Source organism: Mycolicibacterium stellerae, from assembly GCF_003719305.1.
Taxonomy (GTDB): Bacteria; Actinomycetota; Actinomycetes; order Mycobacteriales; family Mycobacteriaceae; genus Mycobacterium; species Mycobacterium stellerae.
Genome location: NZ_RARC01000011.1, coordinates 89,038 through 107,863, shown reverse-complemented (window position 1 = coordinate 107,863; position 18,826 = coordinate 89,038). Strand labels below are relative to the sequence as shown.

General features: G+C 66.8%; 20 protein-coding genes. 9 read left to right on the top strand and 11 right to left on the bottom strand.

Going from position 1 to position 18,826, the window contains the following annotated elements:
* Position 1: 1 nt before the first annotated feature.
* Entirely contained in the window at positions 2-1,033 is a 1,032-nt protein-coding gene (locus D6M19_RS15970; protein WP_123026208.1) for an alpha/beta fold hydrolase, read from the top strand.
* 34 nt (positions 1,034-1,067) lie between these two features.
* Positions 1,068-1,754: a PhzF family protein gene (locus D6M19_RS15965; RefSeq protein ID WP_123026207.1), complete on the top strand. Its 687-nt coding sequence runs from the start codon at positions 1,068-1,070 to the stop codon at positions 1,752-1,754.
* A 10-nt stretch (positions 1,755-1,764) separates the two neighbouring features.
* Here the strand turns inward: D6M19_RS15965 and nrdR are convergent, their stop codons facing one another.
* Both nrdR and D6M19_RS15955 read right to left on the bottom strand, forming a co-directional pair.
* A complete protein-coding gene (nrdR, locus tag D6M19_RS15960) occupies positions 1,765-2,229 on the bottom strand; it encodes a transcriptional regulator NrdR (RefSeq protein ID WP_123026206.1) in 465 nt (154 codons plus the stop codon).
* A gap of 161 nt (positions 2,230-2,390) precedes the next feature.
* Positions 2,391-2,861 (bottom strand): LysM peptidoglycan-binding domain-containing protein, encoded by a 471-nt coding sequence (locus tag D6M19_RS15955; RefSeq protein ID WP_123026205.1) that lies wholly within the window; start codon positions 2,859-2,861, stop codon positions 2,391-2,393.
* A 210-nt stretch (positions 2,862-3,071) separates the two neighbouring features.
* Here D6M19_RS15955 and lexA point away from each other — a divergent pair, with 210 nt between their 5' ends.
* Positions 3,072-3,755, top strand: a complete 684-nt coding sequence (gene lexA, locus D6M19_RS15950) for a transcriptional repressor LexA (protein ID WP_123026204.1) — start codon at positions 3,072-3,074, stop codon at positions 3,753-3,755.
* A gap of 4 nt (positions 3,756-3,759) precedes the next feature.
* Here lexA and D6M19_RS15945 read toward each other — a convergent pair whose 3' ends face one another.
* Entirely contained in the window at positions 3,760-5,682 is a 1,923-nt protein-coding gene (locus tag D6M19_RS15945; RefSeq protein ID WP_123026203.1) for a sunset domain-containing protein, read from the bottom strand.
* 120 nt (positions 5,683-5,802) lie between these two features.
* Positions 5,803-6,963, bottom strand: coding sequence for an acyl-CoA dehydrogenase family protein (locus D6M19_RS15940; protein WP_123026202.1), 1,161 nt, complete (start codon positions 6,961-6,963; stop codon positions 5,803-5,805).
* A 102-nt stretch (positions 6,964-7,065) separates the two neighbouring features.
* Here D6M19_RS15940 and D6M19_RS15935 point away from each other — a divergent pair, with 102 nt between their 5' ends.
* Together D6M19_RS15935 and mbp1 are read left to right on the top strand one after the other, a co-directional pair.
* Positions 7,066-7,581 carry a hypothetical protein gene (locus D6M19_RS15935; RefSeq protein WP_407665352.1) on the top strand — a complete coding sequence of 172 codons (516 nt, stop codon included), beginning with the start codon at positions 7,066-7,068 and terminating at the stop codon, positions 7,579-7,581.
* 112 nt (positions 7,582-7,693) lie between these two features.
* Positions 7,694-7,936 carry a microaggregate-binding protein 1 gene (gene mbp1 / locus D6M19_RS15930; RefSeq protein WP_123026201.1) on the top strand — a complete coding sequence of 81 codons (243 nt, stop codon included), beginning with the start codon at positions 7,694-7,696 and terminating at the stop codon, positions 7,934-7,936.
* A gap of 56 nt (positions 7,937-7,992) precedes the next feature.
* Here the strand turns inward: mbp1 and hflX are convergent, their stop codons facing one another.
* Genes hflX through D6M19_RS15905 form a run of 5 tightly spaced genes read right to left on the bottom strand, consistent with a single transcriptional unit; the run spans position 7,993 to position 12,813 of the window.
* Positions 7,993-9,405: a GTPase HflX gene (gene hflX, locus D6M19_RS15925; protein WP_123026200.1), complete on the bottom strand. Its 1,413-nt coding sequence runs from the start codon at positions 9,403-9,405 to the stop codon at positions 7,993-7,995.
* 46 nt (positions 9,406-9,451) lie between these two features.
* A complete protein-coding gene (gene dapF / locus D6M19_RS15920) occupies positions 9,452-10,324 on the bottom strand; it encodes a diaminopimelate epimerase (protein WP_123026199.1) in 873 nt (290 codons plus the stop codon).
* Positions 10,325-10,328: 4 nt separating this feature from the next.
* Positions 10,329-11,234 (bottom strand): tRNA (adenosine(37)-N6)-dimethylallyltransferase MiaA, encoded by a 906-nt coding sequence (gene miaA, locus D6M19_RS15915; protein ID WP_123026198.1) that lies wholly within the window; start codon positions 11,232-11,234, stop codon positions 10,329-10,331.
* On the bottom strand, positions 11,231-11,917 hold the full coding sequence (locus D6M19_RS15910) for a class III extradiol ring-cleavage dioxygenase family protein (protein ID WP_123026197.1): 687 nt from the start codon (positions 11,915-11,917) through the stop codon (positions 11,231-11,233). Before D6M19_RS15910 ends, miaA begins: the two co-directional genes overlap by 4 nt.
* A gap of 23 nt (positions 11,918-11,940) precedes the next feature.
* Positions 11,941-12,813 carry a DMT family transporter gene (locus D6M19_RS15905; RefSeq protein WP_123026196.1) on the bottom strand — a complete coding sequence of 291 codons (873 nt, stop codon included), beginning with the start codon at positions 12,811-12,813 and terminating at the stop codon, positions 11,941-11,943.
* Positions 12,814-12,971: 158 nt separating this feature from the next.
* Between D6M19_RS15905 and D6M19_RS15900 the strand changes: the two genes are divergently transcribed.
* Positions 12,972-14,306 (top strand): DUF349 domain-containing protein, encoded by a 1,335-nt coding sequence (locus D6M19_RS15900; RefSeq protein ID WP_123026195.1) that lies wholly within the window; start codon positions 12,972-12,974, stop codon positions 14,304-14,306.
* Here D6M19_RS15900 and D6M19_RS15895 read toward each other — a convergent pair.
* On the bottom strand, positions 14,303-14,914 hold the full coding sequence (locus D6M19_RS15895) for an Rv2732c family membrane protein (RefSeq protein WP_123026194.1): 612 nt from the start codon (positions 14,912-14,914) through the stop codon (positions 14,303-14,305). The genes D6M19_RS15900 and D6M19_RS15895 overlap by 4 nt on opposite strands.
* Positions 14,902-16,428 (bottom strand): tRNA (N6-isopentenyl adenosine(37)-C2)-methylthiotransferase MiaB, encoded by a 1,527-nt coding sequence (gene miaB, locus D6M19_RS15890; RefSeq protein ID WP_268812316.1) that lies wholly within the window; start codon positions 16,426-16,428, stop codon positions 14,902-14,904. The genes D6M19_RS15895 and miaB overlap by 13 nt, the downstream gene beginning before the upstream one ends.
* Before the next feature lie 92 nt (positions 16,429-16,520).
* Between miaB and D6M19_RS15885 the strand changes: the two genes are divergently transcribed.
* The 3 genes from D6M19_RS15885 to D6M19_RS15875 are packed head-to-tail and all read left to right on the top strand — an operon-like array spanning position 16,521 to position 18,821.
* Positions 16,521-17,261 (top strand): amino acid ABC transporter ATP-binding protein, encoded by a 741-nt coding sequence (locus D6M19_RS15885; protein ID WP_123026192.1) that lies wholly within the window; start codon positions 16,521-16,523, stop codon positions 17,259-17,261.
* Positions 17,262-17,293: 32 nt separating this feature from the next.
* The gene (locus D6M19_RS15880; protein ID WP_123026191.1) at positions 17,294-18,112 is read left to right on the top strand and encodes a glutamate ABC transporter substrate-binding protein; all 819 of its coding nucleotides are present in this window, start codon (positions 17,294-17,296) and stop codon (positions 18,110-18,112) included.
* A gap of 25 nt (positions 18,113-18,137) precedes the next feature.
* A complete protein-coding gene (locus D6M19_RS15875; protein ID WP_123026190.1) occupies positions 18,138-18,821 on the top strand; it encodes an amino acid ABC transporter permease in 684 nt (227 codons plus the stop codon).
* Positions 18,822-18,826 lie beyond the last annotated feature (5 nt).

Below are 18,826 nucleotides of genomic sequence, written 5' to 3'. Positions count from 1 at the left end.
CATGACAGCGCGAAAGCCAGGAAAGCCCAATCTGCGTCCCGTGCGTGAGTTGACGCCCACGTTGCAATATCGCACCATCCACGGCTACCGGCGCGCGTATCGGATCGCCGGATCGGGTCCCGCGATACTGCTGATCCACGGGATCGGCGACAACTCCACCACGTGGAGCAGCGTGCAATCCACGCTCGCCCAACGCTTCACCGTCATCGCCCCTGACCTTCTCGGCCACGGGAAGTCCGACAAGCCGCGCGCCGACTACTCCGTTGCGGCGTACGCCAACGGGATGCGCGATCTGCTCAGCGTGCTCGATATCGAGCGGGTCACCGTGGTCGGGCACTCGCTCGGCGGTGGCGTCGCGATGCAGTTCGCCTACCAGTTCCCGCAATTGGTGGACCGGCTGATCCTGGTCGGCGCGGGCGGGGTGACAAAGGACGTCAACTTCGCTCTTCGGATCGCCTCCCTTCCGATGGGAACCGAGGCGCTCGCGGTGTTGCGGCTGCCGCTGGTGCTGCCCGCGCTGCAGGCGGCTGGACGCATCGCCGGACTGGCGATCGGCAAAACCGCGCTTGGCCGCGACCTGCCCGAGATGCTGCGGATCCTCCAGGATCTGCCTGAGCCGACCGCCTCATCGGCATTCGCCCGCACGCTGCGTGCCGTCGTCGACTGGCGCGGGCAGGTGGTCACCATGCTGGATCGATGTTATTTGACGGAATCGGTTCCTGTTCAACTGATTTGGGGATCGCACGATTCGGTGATCCCGGTGAGTCACGCACAACTTGCCCACGCCGCGATGCCAGGCTCACAGCTGGAGATCTTCAAAGGGTCTGGGCACTTCCCTTTCCACGACGATCCCGACCGCTTCGTCGAAATCGTCGAACGGTTCATCGATTCCAGCGAGCCGGCCACCTATGACCAGGATCTGCTCCGCGGTCTGCTTCGCGACGGAATCAGCGAGGGCACGATCACCGGGTCGATCGACACCAGGGTGGCGGTGCTCGACGCGATGGGCACCGATGAACGCAGCGCCACCTGATCTGGCTTCTTCCGCCACGTCGTAGCATCGGGCCATGGCCATCGACGTGACAGTGCTGCGTGTTTTCACCGATGCGGACGGGAAGTTCGGCAACCCGCTCGGCGTCGTCGACGCGAGCGCGGCAGGCGCCGCCGACCGGCAGCGGATCGCCACCGAATTGGGTTACAGCGAAACAATATTCATCGATGTGCCGGAGCCTGGTTCGAACACGGCGCACGCCCGGATCTTCACCCCAGCCACCGAACTGCCCTTCGCGGGTCATCCGACTGTCGGCGCGGCGTGGTGGCTGCGCGACATCGGCCGGCCGGTCCATACATTGCAGGTGCCTGCCGGAGTCGTTCAGGTCGTCTACGGCGACGACACGGTGGCCGTCAGGGCGCGTGCCGACTGGGCACCGGATTTCGCGATCTACGACCTCGAGTCCACCGACGAGCTTTTCGCCGCCGAACCCGACGACTACTCCGACGACGTCGAGAACTACCTGTGGACGTGGACCGACCGGGACAACGGCGTGCTGCGCTCCCGGATGTTCGCCGTCGGCCTTGGCGTGCCCGAGGACGAGGCGACCGGTGCGGCAGCGGTTCGCATCACCGACTACCTCAGCCGAGACCTCACCATCGTGCAGGGCAAGGGTTCGATCATCCAGACCAAGTGGAGCGCCGACGGATGGGTACAGGTCGCGGGTCGCGTGGTGAACGACGGAATCAAGCAGATCGACTGACGCGCAGAGGTCAGCCCGAGGTGGGAACCTCGCGGTGGGCCCGCAGTGCCTCGATCTCGCGCTCGAAGTCGTCCGCGGAGGAGAACGACCGGTAGACAGACGCGAACCGCAGGTAGGCGACCTCGTCGAGATCCCGAAGCGGACCCAGGATCGCCAGTCCGACTTCGTGGCTGGGCACTTCCGGTGAACCTGTGGCGCGCACGGTGTCTTCGACCTGCTGCGCCAGCAGATTGAGGGCGTCGTCGTCCACCTGTCGGCCCTGGCAGGCCCGACGAACCCCCTTGATGACCTTCTCGCGGCTGAACGGTTCGGTGACACCGCTGCGCTTGACCACCGCCAGCACGGCGGTCTCCACGGTGGTGAACCGGCGTCCACACTCTGGGCAGGACCTACGGCGCCGGATCGCCTGACCCTCGTCGGTTTCCCTGGAGTCGACGACCCGCGAATCGGGATGGCGGCAGAACGGACAGTGCATGACTGCTCCTTCACCGCGCGGACAAACATCTACCTCGAACCCCTCCGAGCGTACCTTTGCATCCCGCTCGGAACCGAACGTCCGGGTGATTGGTGCCTGTCGCGTCCGCACCCCGGCCATGGCCGTTGTGCGGCAGCGCGTTTCACCGCGCACGATCGGTGTCAGCCGACGGGCGCGATGAGTGTCTGCCCTGCGTCGAGCGACGCGGACTCGAGTTGGTTGAGTTCGCGGATGCGATCAACGACGTGCGCGACTGGAGCATCGGGTGCGACCCGATGGGCGACCTGTGCAAGCGTCTCGCCCGACTGCACCTGGACCACGGCAAGCGTATTGGGCACGGGCGTCGATGAGCCGGTGCTGCCGACGACCCCGCCGAACTGGGCCACCACACCGAGCCACACCGTGATCAGCGCTGCGAGCAGGGCGAGTCCGACGGTGGTGGCGGGCGTGATGGGCCGCCTGCGGTGCGAGGTGCGCGACATCACCACGCCGGGACCGCGGTAGTGCATCGGCGCCCCGCCTGGCCGCCGCCTGTGCTGGGGCGCGCCAATCGGCCGTCGCGCCGCAGACGGGCGGTAATGTCGCCGCGGAGCCGGTGGTGCCGGGACTTCTCGGGTGTCCAGAACTGTCATCTGCCTCGCCTTCCGCTTCGCCGGTTCGCTACTGTGTTCGAACGATAGTCGATCATGCGTTCGATTGATAGAACATGTGATCGAACTGTTGCGAAACGATAGAACAGGGCACCGACAAATTCCGTTGGCGTCTGCCCCGACATCGGCGAATCGCGACACGCCTCGAACACATGTTTGATTATCGAGGCTGCGGCGACTACATTCGGCGGCATGAGCGAGGACCGCACCGGCACTCAGAACAGCGCAGCACTCGAAGGTTTGACCGAACGGCAGCGCACGATCCTGCAGGTCATTCGAGCGTCGGTGACCAGCCGTGGGTATCCCCCGAGCATCAGGGAAATCGGTGACGCGGTCGGCCTGACGTCGACCTCGTCGGTCGCGCATCAGCTGCGGACCCTGGAGCGCAAGGGCTATCTGCGCCGCGATCCGAACCGGCCGAGGGCGGTCGACGTGCGTAGCCCCGACGAGATGGTGACGCCGATCGTGGCCACTGATGTCGCGGGCTCAGACGCACTGCCCGAGCCGACATTCGTGCCAGTGCTCGGCCGCATCGCGGCGGGCGGCCCGATCCTGGCCGAAGAGGCGGTCGAGGATGTCTTCCCGCTACCCCGCGAGCTTGTCGGCGAAGGGTCGCTGTTCCTGCTGAAGGTGGTCGGCGATTCGATGGTGGACGCGGCGATCTGCGACGGCGACTGGGTGGTCATCCGTCAGCAGAATGTCGCCGACAACGGCGATATCGTCGCGGCGATGATCGACGGCGAAGCCACCGTGAAGACGTTCAAGCGCACCCGCGGGCAGGTTTGGCTGATGCCACACAATCCGGCCTTCGACCCCATACCCGGCAATGATGCCGCGGTGCTCGGCAAGGTCGTCACCGTGATCCGGAAGATCTGATCCGCTAGTCCGCCTTGACGAATCCGTTGGCGCGCGCGAATTGCTCGTTGACGAAGTAGACCTCGGCCGGAATATGGTCGTAGAGATCGCTTTCCGGGCCCCAGTAAAGCCCTGATCTGGTGTCCGCCTTGATCGGGTAACCGGTGGGGGCCAGATATGGGTCGTCAAGCGGTAGGTGAATCGCGGTCGGCGCACCCGCCGCATCGGTTGGGCCGGGTTCAGCGGCGGACGGCACCTCGGGCTCGGGTAGATCGGTCTGCGGCTCATCGAACTGAATCGCCGAGTGGCGGCCGGAATCCGGTTCCGATTCGGACGCGATCGGCGTCGGCGCGGTGTCTGACTCGTCGGGTTCGGGTTCGAGTTCGGAGAACTCGTCCCCGTCATCGCCCGTGTCCTCGAACGGATCCCGATCCGACCCGCCCAATCCGTATAGTGCGTAACCCGACTGCCGACCATAACTCTCGGCGAGCTGCACCCTGCCAAGGTCCTGCGATTCGTCCAGCGGCCGCGCATCCGCCTCGGCGGCGCCGTCATGGGCTGCATCGACATCGAACTCGTCGTCAAGCCGATCCACGTCGCCGCCGCCCCGGTTCCGCAGCGTCGCAACCAGAATCAGCCCGATCAGAACCAGCAGCGGGATCCCGGCGAGCAGCCACCACCACGACGGGGTGAACCAGTTGCGCTCCTTTGCGCCCGACGCAGCGGCTTCGGACGCGTCCGGCGGCTCGTAGCCGGGTACCGTCAGGCCCGCCAGACCGGAGGCCAGATTTGCCGGCTCGGTGCTGAACTTGCTGGTCTGCTTGTCCCAGGAGATCTCGCCGCCCGTGAATCGCTGCGAGACGACGTTTCCGTCCTCGGTCTGGTCGGCCACCGGAGGCCCGAGTGGACCGGCGGCGCCGCCGAGTTTGTCCCATGCCGCGTTCATGGCCCCGCGGACGATGAAAGCGCCGTAGTCGGGCGTCCAGAAGATGACCGGCTTGTCCTCTGCGGCGAAGGTGCTGACCCGGCTGCCCGTCTTGAGCCCGCCGTCGGTCTCGTTGCTGGTCGGCAGCCCCAGATCGCTCTGCGCGCCGCCCACGGACTCGTACTTCTTGAGGACCTGCCCGCTGACCACGTTCGCGCCGGTGGCCGGGCTGTAGTAGATCTTGCCGCCGGCGAAGTCCTGGCCGGCGCCATCCTGCCCGATGGCATACTGCGGACCCTGTTTGGCCCCGAGCGGACCCAGCGGCCCACCGGCTGCGCGCCTGGCCGCGTTGATGGCCGATGTGGCGTCTTCGGGGATTGTCAGCCCGGCGAGCTGCCCCGCCAGGTCCGGCGGGACGGTGGTGAATTCCTTCGATGACCTGTTCCAGGTGAGCTCACCGCCGGTGAATTTCTGCGAGACGAGGTCACCCTTGAAGATCTCGTCCTCGGTCGGCACTCCCACCGGCCCCGCCGAGCCGCCGAGCTTGTCCCACGCGGCATTGATCGCACCGCGCACGACGTGGGCCCCGGTGTCTGGGGTCCAGAAGATGACGGGCTTGTCGACCGCGCTGAACGTGGTGTTACGGCTGCCCTCCGCCCGGCCCGGGCCCTCGTCGATCGTGGGAAAGCCGAGGTCACCATCGCCGGGTCCACCGAGTGACTCGTACTTCTGCAGGATCGCGCCCGCCATGATGTGCGCGCCGGTGTCGGGGGTGAAGAAGATCTTGCCGCCTGCGTAGTTCTGGCCGAAACCACCGCCGACCGGATAGAGGCCCCCGTCGCCGGGCCCAAGCGGTCCGGTGGCGCCGCCGCCGCCGTCGTAGGCCTTGTTGATCGCGTCCGCGGCATCCGATTCCGGGGTCGCCACCGCCGAGGGTGCCAGCACGAGGGCCACGGCTGCGGCCAGCACACCCGCGGCCGCGCGGCCGAATACGGAGTTCAGCAGGGCACGCTCCCCACTCATCCATCCTCCCCGTGATACGGCAAAGTCCCCCAAAACTAGCGCGTTCGTCAACCGCGCGTCAGATAGACACGATAAAGGTAGGGATATGCCGGTCCCGGGGAGCGGGATCCTTGCGTGCGATCAAACGCCGAGCGAGCGTCCGATGATCTCCTTCATGATCTCGGTCGTGCCGCCGTAAATGGTCTGCACCCGAGCATCCAGATATGCCCGCGCAACGGGATATTCCCTCATGTACCCGTAGCCGCCGTGCAACTGCAGGCAGCGGTCGACGAGGTGCACCTGCTTCTCGGTGGAGTACCACTTCGCCATCGCGGCCTGCTCCGCTGAGAGCTTCTCGTCGAGGTGTAGCCGGATGAACTCGTCCACCATGATGCGCACCGCCGTTGCCTCCGTGGACAATCCGGCCAACAGGAAACGGCTGTTCTGCTGACTGCCGATCGGCCTGCCAAAGGCCTTGCGCTCCTTGGCGTATTGCAGCGTCTCCGACAGCACGGCTTCCATGGCCGCGGCCGCCATCACCGCGATGTTGAGCCGCTCTTGAGGCAGGTTCTGCATCAGGTAGATGAAGCCCATGCCCTCCTCGCCGAGCAGGTTCTCGGCGGGCACCTTGACGTCGGTGAAGGACAGTTCGGCGGTGTCCTGGGCGTCCAGCCCGATCTTCTCGAGGTGGCGGCCACGCTCGAAACCCTCCATGCCGCGCTCGACGACCAACAGCGAGAAGCCTTGCGCGCCCTTGTCGGGGTCGGTGCACGCGACGACGATCACCAGGTCAGCGTTGATGCCGTTGGTGATGAACGTCTTGGACCCGTTGAGCACGTAGTGGTCACCCTCTTTGACCGCCCTGGTCTTGATGCCCTGCAGGTCGCTGCCCGTTCCGGGCTCGGTCATGGCGATCGCGGTGATGAACTCCCCTGTGCAGAATTTGGGCAGCCAGCGCTGCTTCTGCTCCTCGTCGGCGAGGTTGAGCAGATACGGCGCGATGATGTCGTTGTGCAGGCCGAAGCCAAGGCCGCTGTACCGTCCGGCGGTGGTCTCCTCGGTCAGCACCACGTTGTAGCGGAAGTCGGGGTTACCGCCGCCGCCGTACTCCTCGGGCACCGCCATACCGAGAAAGCCCTGCTTACCGGCTTCCAGCCAGACACCTCGGTCGACGATCTTGTCCTTCTCCCACTGGTCGTGGAACGGCGCGACATGCCGGTCGAGGAACCCGCGGTAGGACTCGCGGAACAGGTCGTGTTCGGGCTCGAAGAGGGTGCGCTCGTACTTGACGACGTTGCCCATGGAGGACCTCCAGAGATCAGCGGGGGTTTGAGCACGACGATATACCACCCAACCGGATGGTTGGTTGTCGGGTGCGGCACCGGCGGACATAGACTTCTCCGGGTGGGCGCACCGGAGTCGTTGCAGGTCGTAGACGGTGGGCGCACGATCGCGTTCACTTTCGACGACATGATGCGCTACCACGGCCCGCACTCTCCCGCCGGCGTGGCGATGGCGTTCAAGGTCATGCAGCGCGCGTTCGGTCATCTCTCCCCCGGCATGCCGCCGCCGCGGAGGTCGGTGGCCGTTCGGACGGCGTTTCGCGGGCCGGGGGCACGCGACGGGTTCGAAGCGGTCACGCGCGGTGTCACCGAAGGCCGGTACACGGTCGACCGGTCACTGCTGCGTGCCGACCGCGGCCGTTTGCTCGAGGACTTCGTCTTCGAGGTCACGGTCGGGAACCGCGCGGCCACATTGGTGCTGCGCGACGGCTTCGTCACCGACGAATTCATCGACATGGCCCGCACCGAAAACCGGACCGCCGAGCAGGAAGCGCGGCTCGACGACTTGAAAGCCGAATTGGCACAACGGGTCATTGCCACGCCCGCCGCGGATCTCTTCGACATCGCCGACGAATAGCACGCCGCAACGGCCATGTGAACTGCACCACCTTGAATTGGTCTTGGGTTTAGCCGCCGTCAGTGCGGGTATTGAAAATGTCACGATTCGATTCGCTAGGAGGATTCTCGCAATGGCTGACAACAACAGCGGTCCCGAAGAAGCCGTCAAGGGCGTCGTCGAGGGCGTGAAGGGCAAGGCCAAGGAAGTCGCAGGCGCCGTCACCGGTCGCGACGACCTGTACCGCGAGGGCAAGGCCCAGCAGGACAAGGCTGACGCCCAGCGCAATGCCGCCGAGAAGGAAGCCGAGGCTGAAGGCGCCCGTGCGGCCGCCAAGGTTGCCGAGGAGCGTCAGAAGGCCGAGCAGCAGGGCTAAGGGCACCGAGGAAAATGGGGCGCCGAGGGGTGCCCCATTTTTCGTGCGACCAGCGACTAGAACGTCGCGAACTCACTCAGGCTGGCCGCCAACGGGATCGGCACGCGTGCCTTGATTCGCGTGCCTTCGGAGTTGTGCTCGGTCGCATCGACCCGGCCGTCGGCGTGTACCCGTGCCACCAGATCTCCGCGGTCATACGGAATCGTCACATCGACCACGGTGTCGGTCGGCGTGACCAGCTGCGCCATCCGCTGCTGAAGCTGGTCCAGGCCGTCGCCTGTGCGCGCGGAGACGAACACCGCACCGGGCAGCGCGCGTCGCAACTTGGCCAGCGTCAGACCGTCGGCCGCGTCAGTCTTGTTGACCACCAACAGTTCTGGGGCGGGATGGCTATCGTGATCGGCAATGACCTCGTTGATCACTTGGCGGACCGCCTCGATCTGCGCCAGCGGGTTGACGTCCGAACCGTCCACCACGTGCACCAGCAGGTCGGCGTCGACGACCTCCTCCAGCGTGGACCGGAAGGCCTCAACCAGTTGGGTGGGCAGATGGCGGACGAAGCCAACGGTGTCGGTCAAGACGAACGGCCTGCCGTCGGTGAATTCGCCTCGGCGGGTAGTCGGTTCGAGCGTTGCGAACAAGGCGTTCTCTACCAGCACACCCGCCCCGGTGAGCGCGTTGAGGAGGCTGGACTTGCCCGCGTTGGTGTAGCCGACGATCGCGATCGACGCCACGTCGCTGGCCAGCCTGCGGCTGCGCTGGGTGTCGCGGATCTTCTTCATGTCCTTGATCTCGCGGCGAAGTTTGGCCATCCGTTCGCGGATTCGGCGGCGGTCTGTCTCGATCTTGGTCTCACCGGGGCCGCGCGTGCCGACACCGCCGCTACTACCGCCTGCGCCGCCGCCCTGCCGCGACATCGACTCACCCCAGCCACGCAACCGCGGCAGCATGTACTCCATCTGGGCGTACGCCACCTGCGCCTTGCCCTCCCGGCTGGTGGCGTGCTGGGCGAAGATGTCGAGGATCAGCGCGGTGCGGTCGACGACCTTGACCTTCACGGCCTTCTCCAGCGCGTTGAGCTGAGCGGGGCTGAGCTCACCGTCGCAGATGACCGTGTCGGCTCCGGTCGCCACGACTACGTCCCGAAGTTCCTGGGCCTTGCCCGAGCCGATATAGGTGGACGGGTCGGGCTTGTCACGTCGCTGGATCATGCCTTCGAGCACCTCGGAGCCGGCCGTCTCGGCGAGCGCGGCCAGCTCGGCGAGGCTGGCATCGGCTTCGGCGGCGCTTCCGTCGGTCCACACACCGACCAACACGACGCGCTCGAGCCGCAGTTGGCGGTATTCGACTTCGGAGACGTCGGTGAGCTCGGTCGACAGACCGGCGACGCGACGCAGCGCTGTGCGGTCTTCGAGGGCGAGCTCACCCAGGCTCGGGGTGTCGCCTTGCGGAAAGTCAGGATATGTCATGTGTAATCAGAGATGGTGCACGCTCGTCAGGCTTCGCGCACCTGAATTAACGCTGCTGTGCATGCCACCACGCCTCGGCGATCTCGCCGTCGGCCACAAGCACCGACGGGCCGCGCAGGTAGCTGCTGGCATCGGTGACGGTGACGTCGACCTCACCGCCGGGGATGCAGACCGTGAGCGTTCCGGTCGTCGCACCCTGGTAGGCGAGCGCGGCGACGGCGGCAGCGACGGTTCCCGTTCCGCACGACCGAGTTTCGCCGACACCCCGCTCGTGTACCCGCATCGACACCGAACCACTCGACGGAGCGGTGAGCACTTCGACGTTGACGCCCTGCGGGAACTGTGTGGTGTCGAACTGCACCGGAGCGGCCACGTCCAGCGCGGCCAGCGCCGCGGTGGACAGATCGGGGTCGACGCACGCGAGATGCGGGTTGCCGACATCGACGGCGAGGCCGGCGAATGTCGCACCCCCGACGATTGCCTGGCCGGTGCCGAGCTGGTTGGTCTTGCCCATCTCGACGGTGACGTCGGCGTTGATGGCGTCCCAGCCGTGCAGAACCACCGGCCGCGGGCCGGCCAACGTGCCGACGACGAACTCGTCGCGACCCTCCAGCCCGGCGGCCCTCAGGTAGTGGGCGAACACCCGAACGCCGTTGCCACACATCTGCGCGATCGAGCCGTCGGCGTTGCGGTAATCCATGTACCAGTCTTGTGCTGCCACACCTTCTGGCAGTCGGTCGAAGACGCCCGCGGCTGCGGCCGCACCCGCGGTGGTCACCCGCAGCACACCGTCTGCACCGATCCCCCGCCTGCGGTCGCACAGCGCGGCCACCGCGGCAGGCTCGAGGGAAAGCCTGCCGTCCAGGTCGGGCAGCAGCACGAAATCGTTCTGCGTGCCGTGGCCCTTTGCGAACATCACCTGTTCAGGATACGTGCCGCCAAACCCGCAGCGTGTCGTCGACGTTGTCGGCGGCTGCGCCGTCCAGCCAGGTGATCCGATGGTCGCGGCGGAACCACGACCGCTGCCGACGCACGTAGCGGCGGGTTCCGATGAATGTCGGTTCGCGGGCCGCCGAACCGTCGCCGCCGGCGTCGAGGTCCTCGATCACCTGGGCGTACCCCAACGCGCGGGACGCAGTTACCCCGTCGCGCAGACCTCTGCCCAGCAGCGAGCGCACCTCGTCGACGAGACCGTCGGCGAACATCTTGTCGGTGCGCCTCTGCAGACGCTCATCGAGAGTGGCTGTCTGCCAATCCAATCCGACGATAGCGGTGTCCCAACGTGGCGCACCGATGGTCGGCGCAGAGGCCGCGAACGGCCGTCCGGTGAGCTCGACCACTTCCAACGCCCGCACGATCCGCCTGCCGTCGGTGGCCAGGATCGACGAGGCCGCCGCCGAGTCGACACGGACAAGTTCCTCGTGCAGCGCGGCGGCGCCGATCTCGGCCAGCCGCTGCTCCCACCTGGCTCGCACCACCGTGTCGGTGGCGGGAAACTCCCATTCGTCGAGCAGCGACTGGATGTACATCATCGAGCCCCCGACGATGATCGGGACCGCCCCTGCCGCCGAGATCTGCTCCACATCTGCGGCGGCTTCGCGCTGGTACCGGGCGACGGTCGCCGTCTCGGCGATGTCGAGCACGTCGAGCTGATGATGCGGAACGCCGCAGCGTTCTGCGACAGGAAGCTTCGCGGTCCCGATGTCCATCCCGCGGTAGAGCTGCATGGCGTCGGCATTAACGATCTCTGCGCCAATCCGTTGCGCCACCGCCATGGCAAGGGCCGACTTTCCGGTCCCGGTGGGGCCGATGATCGCCAGCGGCCTCACGGAAACCAGACGCCCGCGAAATACCCGACGCCGTACGGCGCCCCGCGATAGAGCTCCTTCGCCGACCGGGGCGCCTGCCCCACCAGCCCGGCCAGCACCTGGTAGGCCACCCGCCCGAGCACTGCGCGCGGCAGCCGGACAAGGGCTGCGGTGTCACCGTCTGCCAATGCGTCGTCGAGTGCGGCCTGCACCGGCACGGAGTCGGGGTCATAACCGCCCGGCGCAGGCGGTGTCAGGGTGTGGACGCCGTCGGCGACGATGAGCACGCCGACGGGACCGTCGGCGTCGTCGATCTCGGTGCGCAGCCGCCTGCCCCCGTCGGTCGCCGCATCGGGGTCGTGGTCGGTGGAGTACACCCGCACCTCGGCGCGCGCCTGCGGGTTGACCCGGCCGCGCACCCATCCCGTCACAAGCGCGCAGAGCGGCAGTTCGCCGGGGGCATCCGCCGCACCGGGCGACAGCGCGACGCGCAGGTCGACGCCGTAGCCCGCGAACGTGCCCGACTGCCCCGGGTCGACGACCCTGTCGGCGGGACCGACGCCGACCGCGATCCAGCGCTGCGGCAGTGCCGAGGCGGCCGCGAAGACGGCCTCGCGGAGTTCGGCCAGCTCGGTGGCGGCCGACGCCGCGAGCTCGGGGACCATGACCGGTGCCGACGGGACGATCGCGATGACGCTCAGCACGCAACCAAACTAACGGGCCGCCATCAGGCGGGCTGCGCCGCGGACGCCGTTGCGGCCTCGCCCCGCGCCAGCGCAGCCGTCGCGACCACCATCGCGACCACCGCGACGATGAGGGTGAACCATCCCGCGTCGCCTGGGCGCATCGCCTCGCCGAGCACGACGACGCCGAGCACCGACCCCACGAACGGCTCGGCGACCGTCATCGTCGGCAGGGACGCCGTCAACGAGCCGGCCCGGAAGGACGCCTGCTGGTACGCCGTGCCCGCGATCGCGACCAGCGCCCACACGTAGAGCTCGGGGTTTCGTAGCAACGCCCACAGCCCGTCGTCGAGCCGGTCCACCACGCCCTTGGTCAGCACCGCGAAGACGCCCCACAGCGCGCCGGACACGAACCCCAGAAGGACTGCGCTCGCGGGCCCTTTGACGAAGCCGGCGGCCAGCACGCAGAGCACCAGTACAGGGCCGAGGACGACCACCACCGCCGTCCACGTCTTCCACGAGGCGTGCGAGTGTCCCGCCGTCGGATTGCCGACGGTCACGATCACCACCACCGCAGCGGCAAGCAGCGCCGCCCACAACCATTCCCACTTGGTCACCCGCCGGTGGCCCAGCCGCGCATTGATCGGCAGCGCGAACAGCAGAGACGTCACCAGGATTGCCTGCACCAGCAGCACCGAACCGAGGCCGAGCGCCGCCGCCTGCAGCGCGAACCCAACGGCCGCGACCAGGCTGCCGAGCCACCACCGCCCATCGCGGAGCAGCCTGGTGAACAGCGCGAGATGGCTGACCTTTTCGTCGGTCACCTCGTGGGCTGAGCGCTGATGCATGACGTCGCCGATCGCGATGAAGAAGGCGGCGCCAAGAGCGAGCAGCGCGGCGATATCCGCCTTCGCCATCTCCCGACCTCCCGTCCTCGTCGGTGATGAGCCTAGGCAAATGGCGGCATCGGCGTACGCGCGCCGGTCGACCTGTTTGAATAGCGGGCGAAGTAGTGGCGCCGCGTCGCGCGGCAGGTGCGCGGAGATGTCCGCGCGGAGGGTACGAGGAACCGAAGATGACGACCAGCGAGCCGGGTAGCCCGACCACCCCTAAACCTGCTCCCCGTCCCGGACCGCCGCGCCCAGGCCCCCGGCCCGGCCCTGCGCCGTCCGCAGTCCACCACGTCGCACCCGTTGCGCCGTCGAGCGATCCCCATCGGTATGGCCGCGTCGATCCCGACGGGACGGTGTGGCTGATCAGCAGCGCAGGCGAACGGGTCATCGGATCCTGGCAGGCGGGCGACACCGAGGCCGCCTACGCCCATTTCGGGCGGCGATTCGACGACCTGGACACCGAGGTCACGTTGATGGAGAGCCGGCTGACGTCCGGCACGGGAGATGCCCGCAAGATCAAGGCGGCCGCAGCGGCTCTTGCTGAAGGCCTGCCAACCGCATCGGTGCTCGGCGATGTCGACGCGCTGGCGGCGAGGCTGACGACGATCGTCGAGCATGCCGACAGCGCCGCCGCCGCCGACAAGGCCAAGCGGGAGGAACACCGCGCCGCTCAGACCGCGCGCAAGGAGGCGCTCGCCGCCGAGGCCGAGGAGGTGGCGCTCAACTCCACCCAGTGGAAGTCCGCCGGCGACCGGCTGCGCGAAATCCTCGAGGAGTGGCGCACGATCAGCGGGCTTGACCGCAAAACCGATGATGCGCTCTGGAAGCGGTACTCCGCCGCGCGGGAGGCCTTCAACCGTCGCCGCGGGTCTCATTTCGCCGACCTCGACCGCGAGCGGGCCGGTGCACGCCAGGCGAAGGAATCGCTGTGCGAACGGGCCGAGGAGTTGGCCGACTCGACCGACTGGGGCCCGACCGCCGCCGCGTTCCGCGATCTACTTGCGGAGTGGAAGGCGGCGGGCCGCGCCAGCAAGGAAACCGACGATGCGCTGTGGGCGCGGTTCAAGGCCGCGCAGGACACCTTCTTTTCTGCCCGAAACGCGATTTCGGCCGAACGTGACGCCGAGTTCCGCGCCAACGCGGACGCCAAGGAGGCGCTGCTGGCGGAGGCGGAGAAGCTCGACACCTCAGACCTCGACGCCGCACGCGCCGCCATGCGCACCATCGGCGACAAGTGGGACAAGATCGGCAAGGTACCCCGTGAGCGCAGCGCCGATCTGGAGCGGCGGCTGCGTGCGGTCGAGAAGAAGGTGCGGGACGCGCCTTCACACGCTGTCGATCCCGAGGCTCAGGCACGCGCCGACCAATTCCGCGAGCGCGCAGAACAATTCGAGCGACAAGCGGAGAAGGCAGCGGCGGCGGGCCGGACAAAGGATGCCGCCGAGGCGCGGGCAAGCGCCGAGCAATGGCGGCAGTGGGCCGAGGCGGCGGCCGACGCGCTCGGCAGAAGGGGCTAGGGCTTGGCCTGGCCGTCGCTGTCGGTGTCGTCGTCGAGGCTGTCCAGCAATCCCTTGGTCTGACGCTTGGCGACGGCCCTTCGGCGCTGCTCTTCGGCGGCAAGCTGCAGCGCAGTGCGTGCCCACACCGCCCTTGCCCAGTTGTAGGCGAGCACGACCACGGTGATCCAGGCGAGGATCAGCCCGATGCCGGGTCCCGGATGCGGTGCGGGGGCGGTCTGACGTGACCACACCGCGAGCAGTCCCGAGAATGACGCCACGGTGGATCCGGCCAACGCGATCCACGCCAACGCCCACCGGCGGGTCAGCAGGGCCAGCATCGAGAAGCCGACGCTGAACACCAGGGCCAGCCAGATGAACACCCGCGACGGCAGCGACACCCCCTCGCCGATCGCGGCGTCGTTGCCTGCCAGCACATCCCAGCCTCTGGCGCCGCCGGTGTGCGGAAGGATGAAGGTCACCAGCAGTACAAAGACGGCGATGGCGATGGCCAACGCCCTTGCGCCGGGATCGATTTCCCGCGCGACGCGGCGTTCGGCGGCCTCGATGTCGCCCTTGAAGTCTTCGAAGTCTCCGTCCCGGCCCTTGCCCGCGGTCACCGGGCACATCCGGTCGCGGCCGGCTCGCTGGCCGGGGCGCCGACGCCGGGCATACCCAGGCCGACACTGATGCCCGATGACGCCGGCCGAGGGGCTCCGGCTGGTCGCCGGGAATCCTCATGCACGTCTCCGGCGCGGGTGCGTCGATGCGCCAGCACTGCGCCGTCGGCGATCAGGTGGTGCGGTGCGGCGTCAGTGACGACGGTGGTCACGATGTCGCCCGGCCGAATATCGGCCCCCATCGGCGTGAAGTGCACTAGCCTGCCGTCGCGTGCCCGGCCGGACATCCTGGCGGTGCGGGTGTCCTTGCGGCCTTCACCCAATGCGACAAGTAGCTCAACCGAGCGGCCGATCTGCGCGGCATTCTCTTCCAGCGAGATCCGTTCCTGGAGGTCGATGAGGCGCTGATAGCGTTCCTGCACAACGGCTTTCGGTAGCTGACCATCGAGTTCGGCCGCGGGTGTTCCCGGTCGCTTCGAATACTGGAAGGTGAAGGCCGCACTGAACCGGGCGGCGGCGACGACATCAAGCGTTTCCTGGAAATCCTGCTCGGTCTCCCCTGGGAATCCGACAATCAGGTCGGTGGTGATGGCGGCGTGCGGGATGGCGGTCCGCACCTTGTGCAGAATCGACAGGAAGCGGTCGGAGCGGTACGAGCGGCGCATGGCCCGCAGCACCCGATCCGAACCCGACTGCATCGGCATGTGAAGGGCCGGGCAGACATTCGGCGTCTCTGCCATCGCCTCGATGACGTCGTCGGTGAATTCGGCCGGGTGAGGCGAGGTGAACCGCACCCGCTCCAGCCCGTCGATCCGCCCGCACGCGCGCAGCAGCTGCGCGAACGCCCCACGGTCGCGTGGCTGCGCGGGGTCGGCGAACGAAACACCGTAGGCGTTGACGTTCTGACCGAGAAGCGTCACCTCGAGAACGCCCTGGTCCACGAGTGCCGCGACCTCGGCCAGCACGTCACCGGGCCTGCGGTCGACCTCCTTGCCGCGCAGCGCGGGCACGATGCAGAACGTGCAGGTGTTATTGCAGCCCACTGATATGGAAACCCAACCGGCGTACGCGGATTCCCGCGCGACCGGCAGATTGGACGGGAACTCCTTGAGGGCTTCGACAATTTCGATCTGCGCCGTGTTGTTGTGCCTTGCCCGGTCCAGCAACGCGGGCAGCGATCCAATGTTGTGGGTGCCGAAGACCACGTCCACCCACGGGGCTTGTCGCAGCACCGCGTCGCGGTCCTTCTGGGCCAGGCACCCGCCGACGGCGATCTGCATGTTCGGGTCGGCCTGTTTGCGCGGCACCAGGTGGCTGAGGTTGCCGTAGAGCTTGTTGTCGGCGTTCTCACGCACGGCGCAGGTGTTGAACACCACCACGTCGGCATCGGCGCCCTTGGCCGCGCGCCGGTAGCCCGCCGCCTCCAGCATGCCTGCCAGCCGTTCGGAATCGTGGACGTTCATCTGGCAGCCGTAGGTACGCACCTGATAGGTGCGTACCTCGTCACTTGCCGTCGATGTCACCTGGCCAATGTTACGGGCCGCAATATGGCGTTAATCAGGCGGATTCACGAGTTGAAGACAAGCTGCGTGTTCCCTGGGTAAGGTCAGCACCCATGGGTACGCCGATGGTCTCGATCAAGGGCGTCAACAAACACTTCGGCAGCCTTCACGTGCTGAAAGACATCAACCTCGATGTCGACCGCGGCGAGGTGATCGTCGTGCTGGGGCCGTCCGGTTCGGGCAAATCGACGTTGTGCCGCACCATCAATCGACTCGAGACCATCGAATCGGGCACGATCGCGATAGACGGTGAAGTACTGCCTGACGAGGGCCGCAAGCTGGCACAGCTGCGTTCCGACGTCGGCATGGTTTTCCAGTCCTTCAATCTGTTCGCGCACAAGACAATCTTGGAGAACGTCATGCTGGCGCCCAGGAAGGTCCGCAAAGTATCCAAGGAGGACGCGCGTAAGAGGGCGATGGAGCTGCTGGAGCGGGTCGGCATCGCCAACCAGGCCGACAAATATCCCGCACAGCTATCCGGCGGCCAGCAGCAGCGCGTGGCGATCGCGCGATCACTGGCGATGAGCCCCAAGGTGATGCTGTTCGACGAGCCCACCAGCGCACTCGACCCGGAAATGATCAGCGAGGTGCTCAACGTGATGACCTCGCTGGCCAAGGAGGGGATGACGATGATCGTGGTGACCCATGAGATGGGTTTCGCGCGCGGCGCCGCCAACCGGGTGGTGTTCATGTCCGACGGCGCCGTCGTCGAGGCTGCAGAACCGAAGGAGTTCTTCGAAAACCCCAAGTCCGAGCGCGCCAAAGACTTCCTCGGAAAGATTCTCAAGCACTGAAAGCACCAACGCCCCGGCGAAAGGAATTGAAAATGTCGTCCTTCTCATTGCGCGTAGCGGGTGCGGTCGCGCTGGCGATCGCACTGCCTTTCGCGGTCACTGCATGCGGTGGCGGTGGTGGTGGTGACGAGAACAGCATCGTCATCGGCACCAAGTTCGACCAGCCCGGTCTCGGCCTGAAGAATCCCGACGGCAAGATGAGCGGCTTCGACGTCGACGTGGCGACCTATGTCGCCAAGGAGCTCGGCTACACCCCCGAGCAGATCGAGTGGAAAGAATCGCCTTCGGGTCAGCGGGAAACGCTGATCCAGAACGACCAGGTGAAGTTCATCGCCGCCACGTATTCGATCACCGACGCCCGGAAGGAGAAGGTCAGCTTCGCGGGCCCGTATCTGGTCACCGGGCAGAGCCTGCTGGTGAAGGCGGACAACACGGACATCACCGGCGCGGAGTCCCTGCAGAACAACAAGAAGCTGTGCTCGGTGTCGGGTTCGACGCCTGCCCAGCGCATCAAGGACAAGTACCCCGGTGTTCAGCTGCAGCAGTACGACACCTACTCGGCGTGCGTCGAGGCATTGAAGAACGGCGCCGTCGATGCGGTGACCACCGACGAGGTGATCCTCGCCGGCTACGCCGCGCAGACCCCCGGCGCGTTCAAGATCGTCGGCAAGCCGTTCTCGGAGGAGAACTACGGCATCGGCCTGAAGAAGGACGACACCGAGTTGTGCACCAAAGTCACCGACGCGCTCAAGAAGATGGAGTCCGACGGCGCATGGAAGGCGGCGTGGGACAAGAACCTGGGTCCCGCCGGTATCGCGGCACCCGCGCCACCGACGCCCGCCGCCTGCTGATCGCAGAACAGCTGACAAGCCAAACGTGGAGGTCCTACCCGGATACACCGTCGGCCAGATCCTCGAGGCGTTCTGGACGACGGTCCAGCTGACGATCTTCTCGGCGGTCGGCGCGCTGATCCTCGGTACGGTGCTGGCCGCGATGCGGCTGGCACCGGTGCCGATGCTCAACTGGATCGGCACGACCTACGTCAACGTGGTGCGCAATACCCCGCTGACGCTGATCATCCTCTTCTGCTCGTTTGGCCTGGCGCAGACGCTGGGTATCACGTTCGTCGACTCCAATTCGCCAACGTCCATCGAGGACAGCAACTTTCGGTTGGCGGTACTCGGATTGACGGTCTACACCGCGTCGTTCGTCTGTGAAACGGTGCGATCCGGGGTCAACACCGTTCCGTTGGGGCAGGCCGAGGCCGCCAGGTCGTTGGGGCTGACGTTCAGCCAAAACCTCCGAATAATCCTGCTGCCACAGGCATTCCGCGCGGTCCTCATTCCGCTCGGATCGGTGTTGATCGCGCTGACGAAGAACACCACGATCGCATCGGCGATCGGCGTCGCCGAAGCTGCGCTGCTGATGAAGGAGATGATCGAGAACACCGCCGCCCTGATCACCGTCGGCGCCATCTTCGCACTCGGGTTCGTCGTACTCACCCTGCCGCTCGGCCTTTTCTTCGGTTGGCTCGGTAAGCGATTGGCGGTGGCGCGGTGATGAGC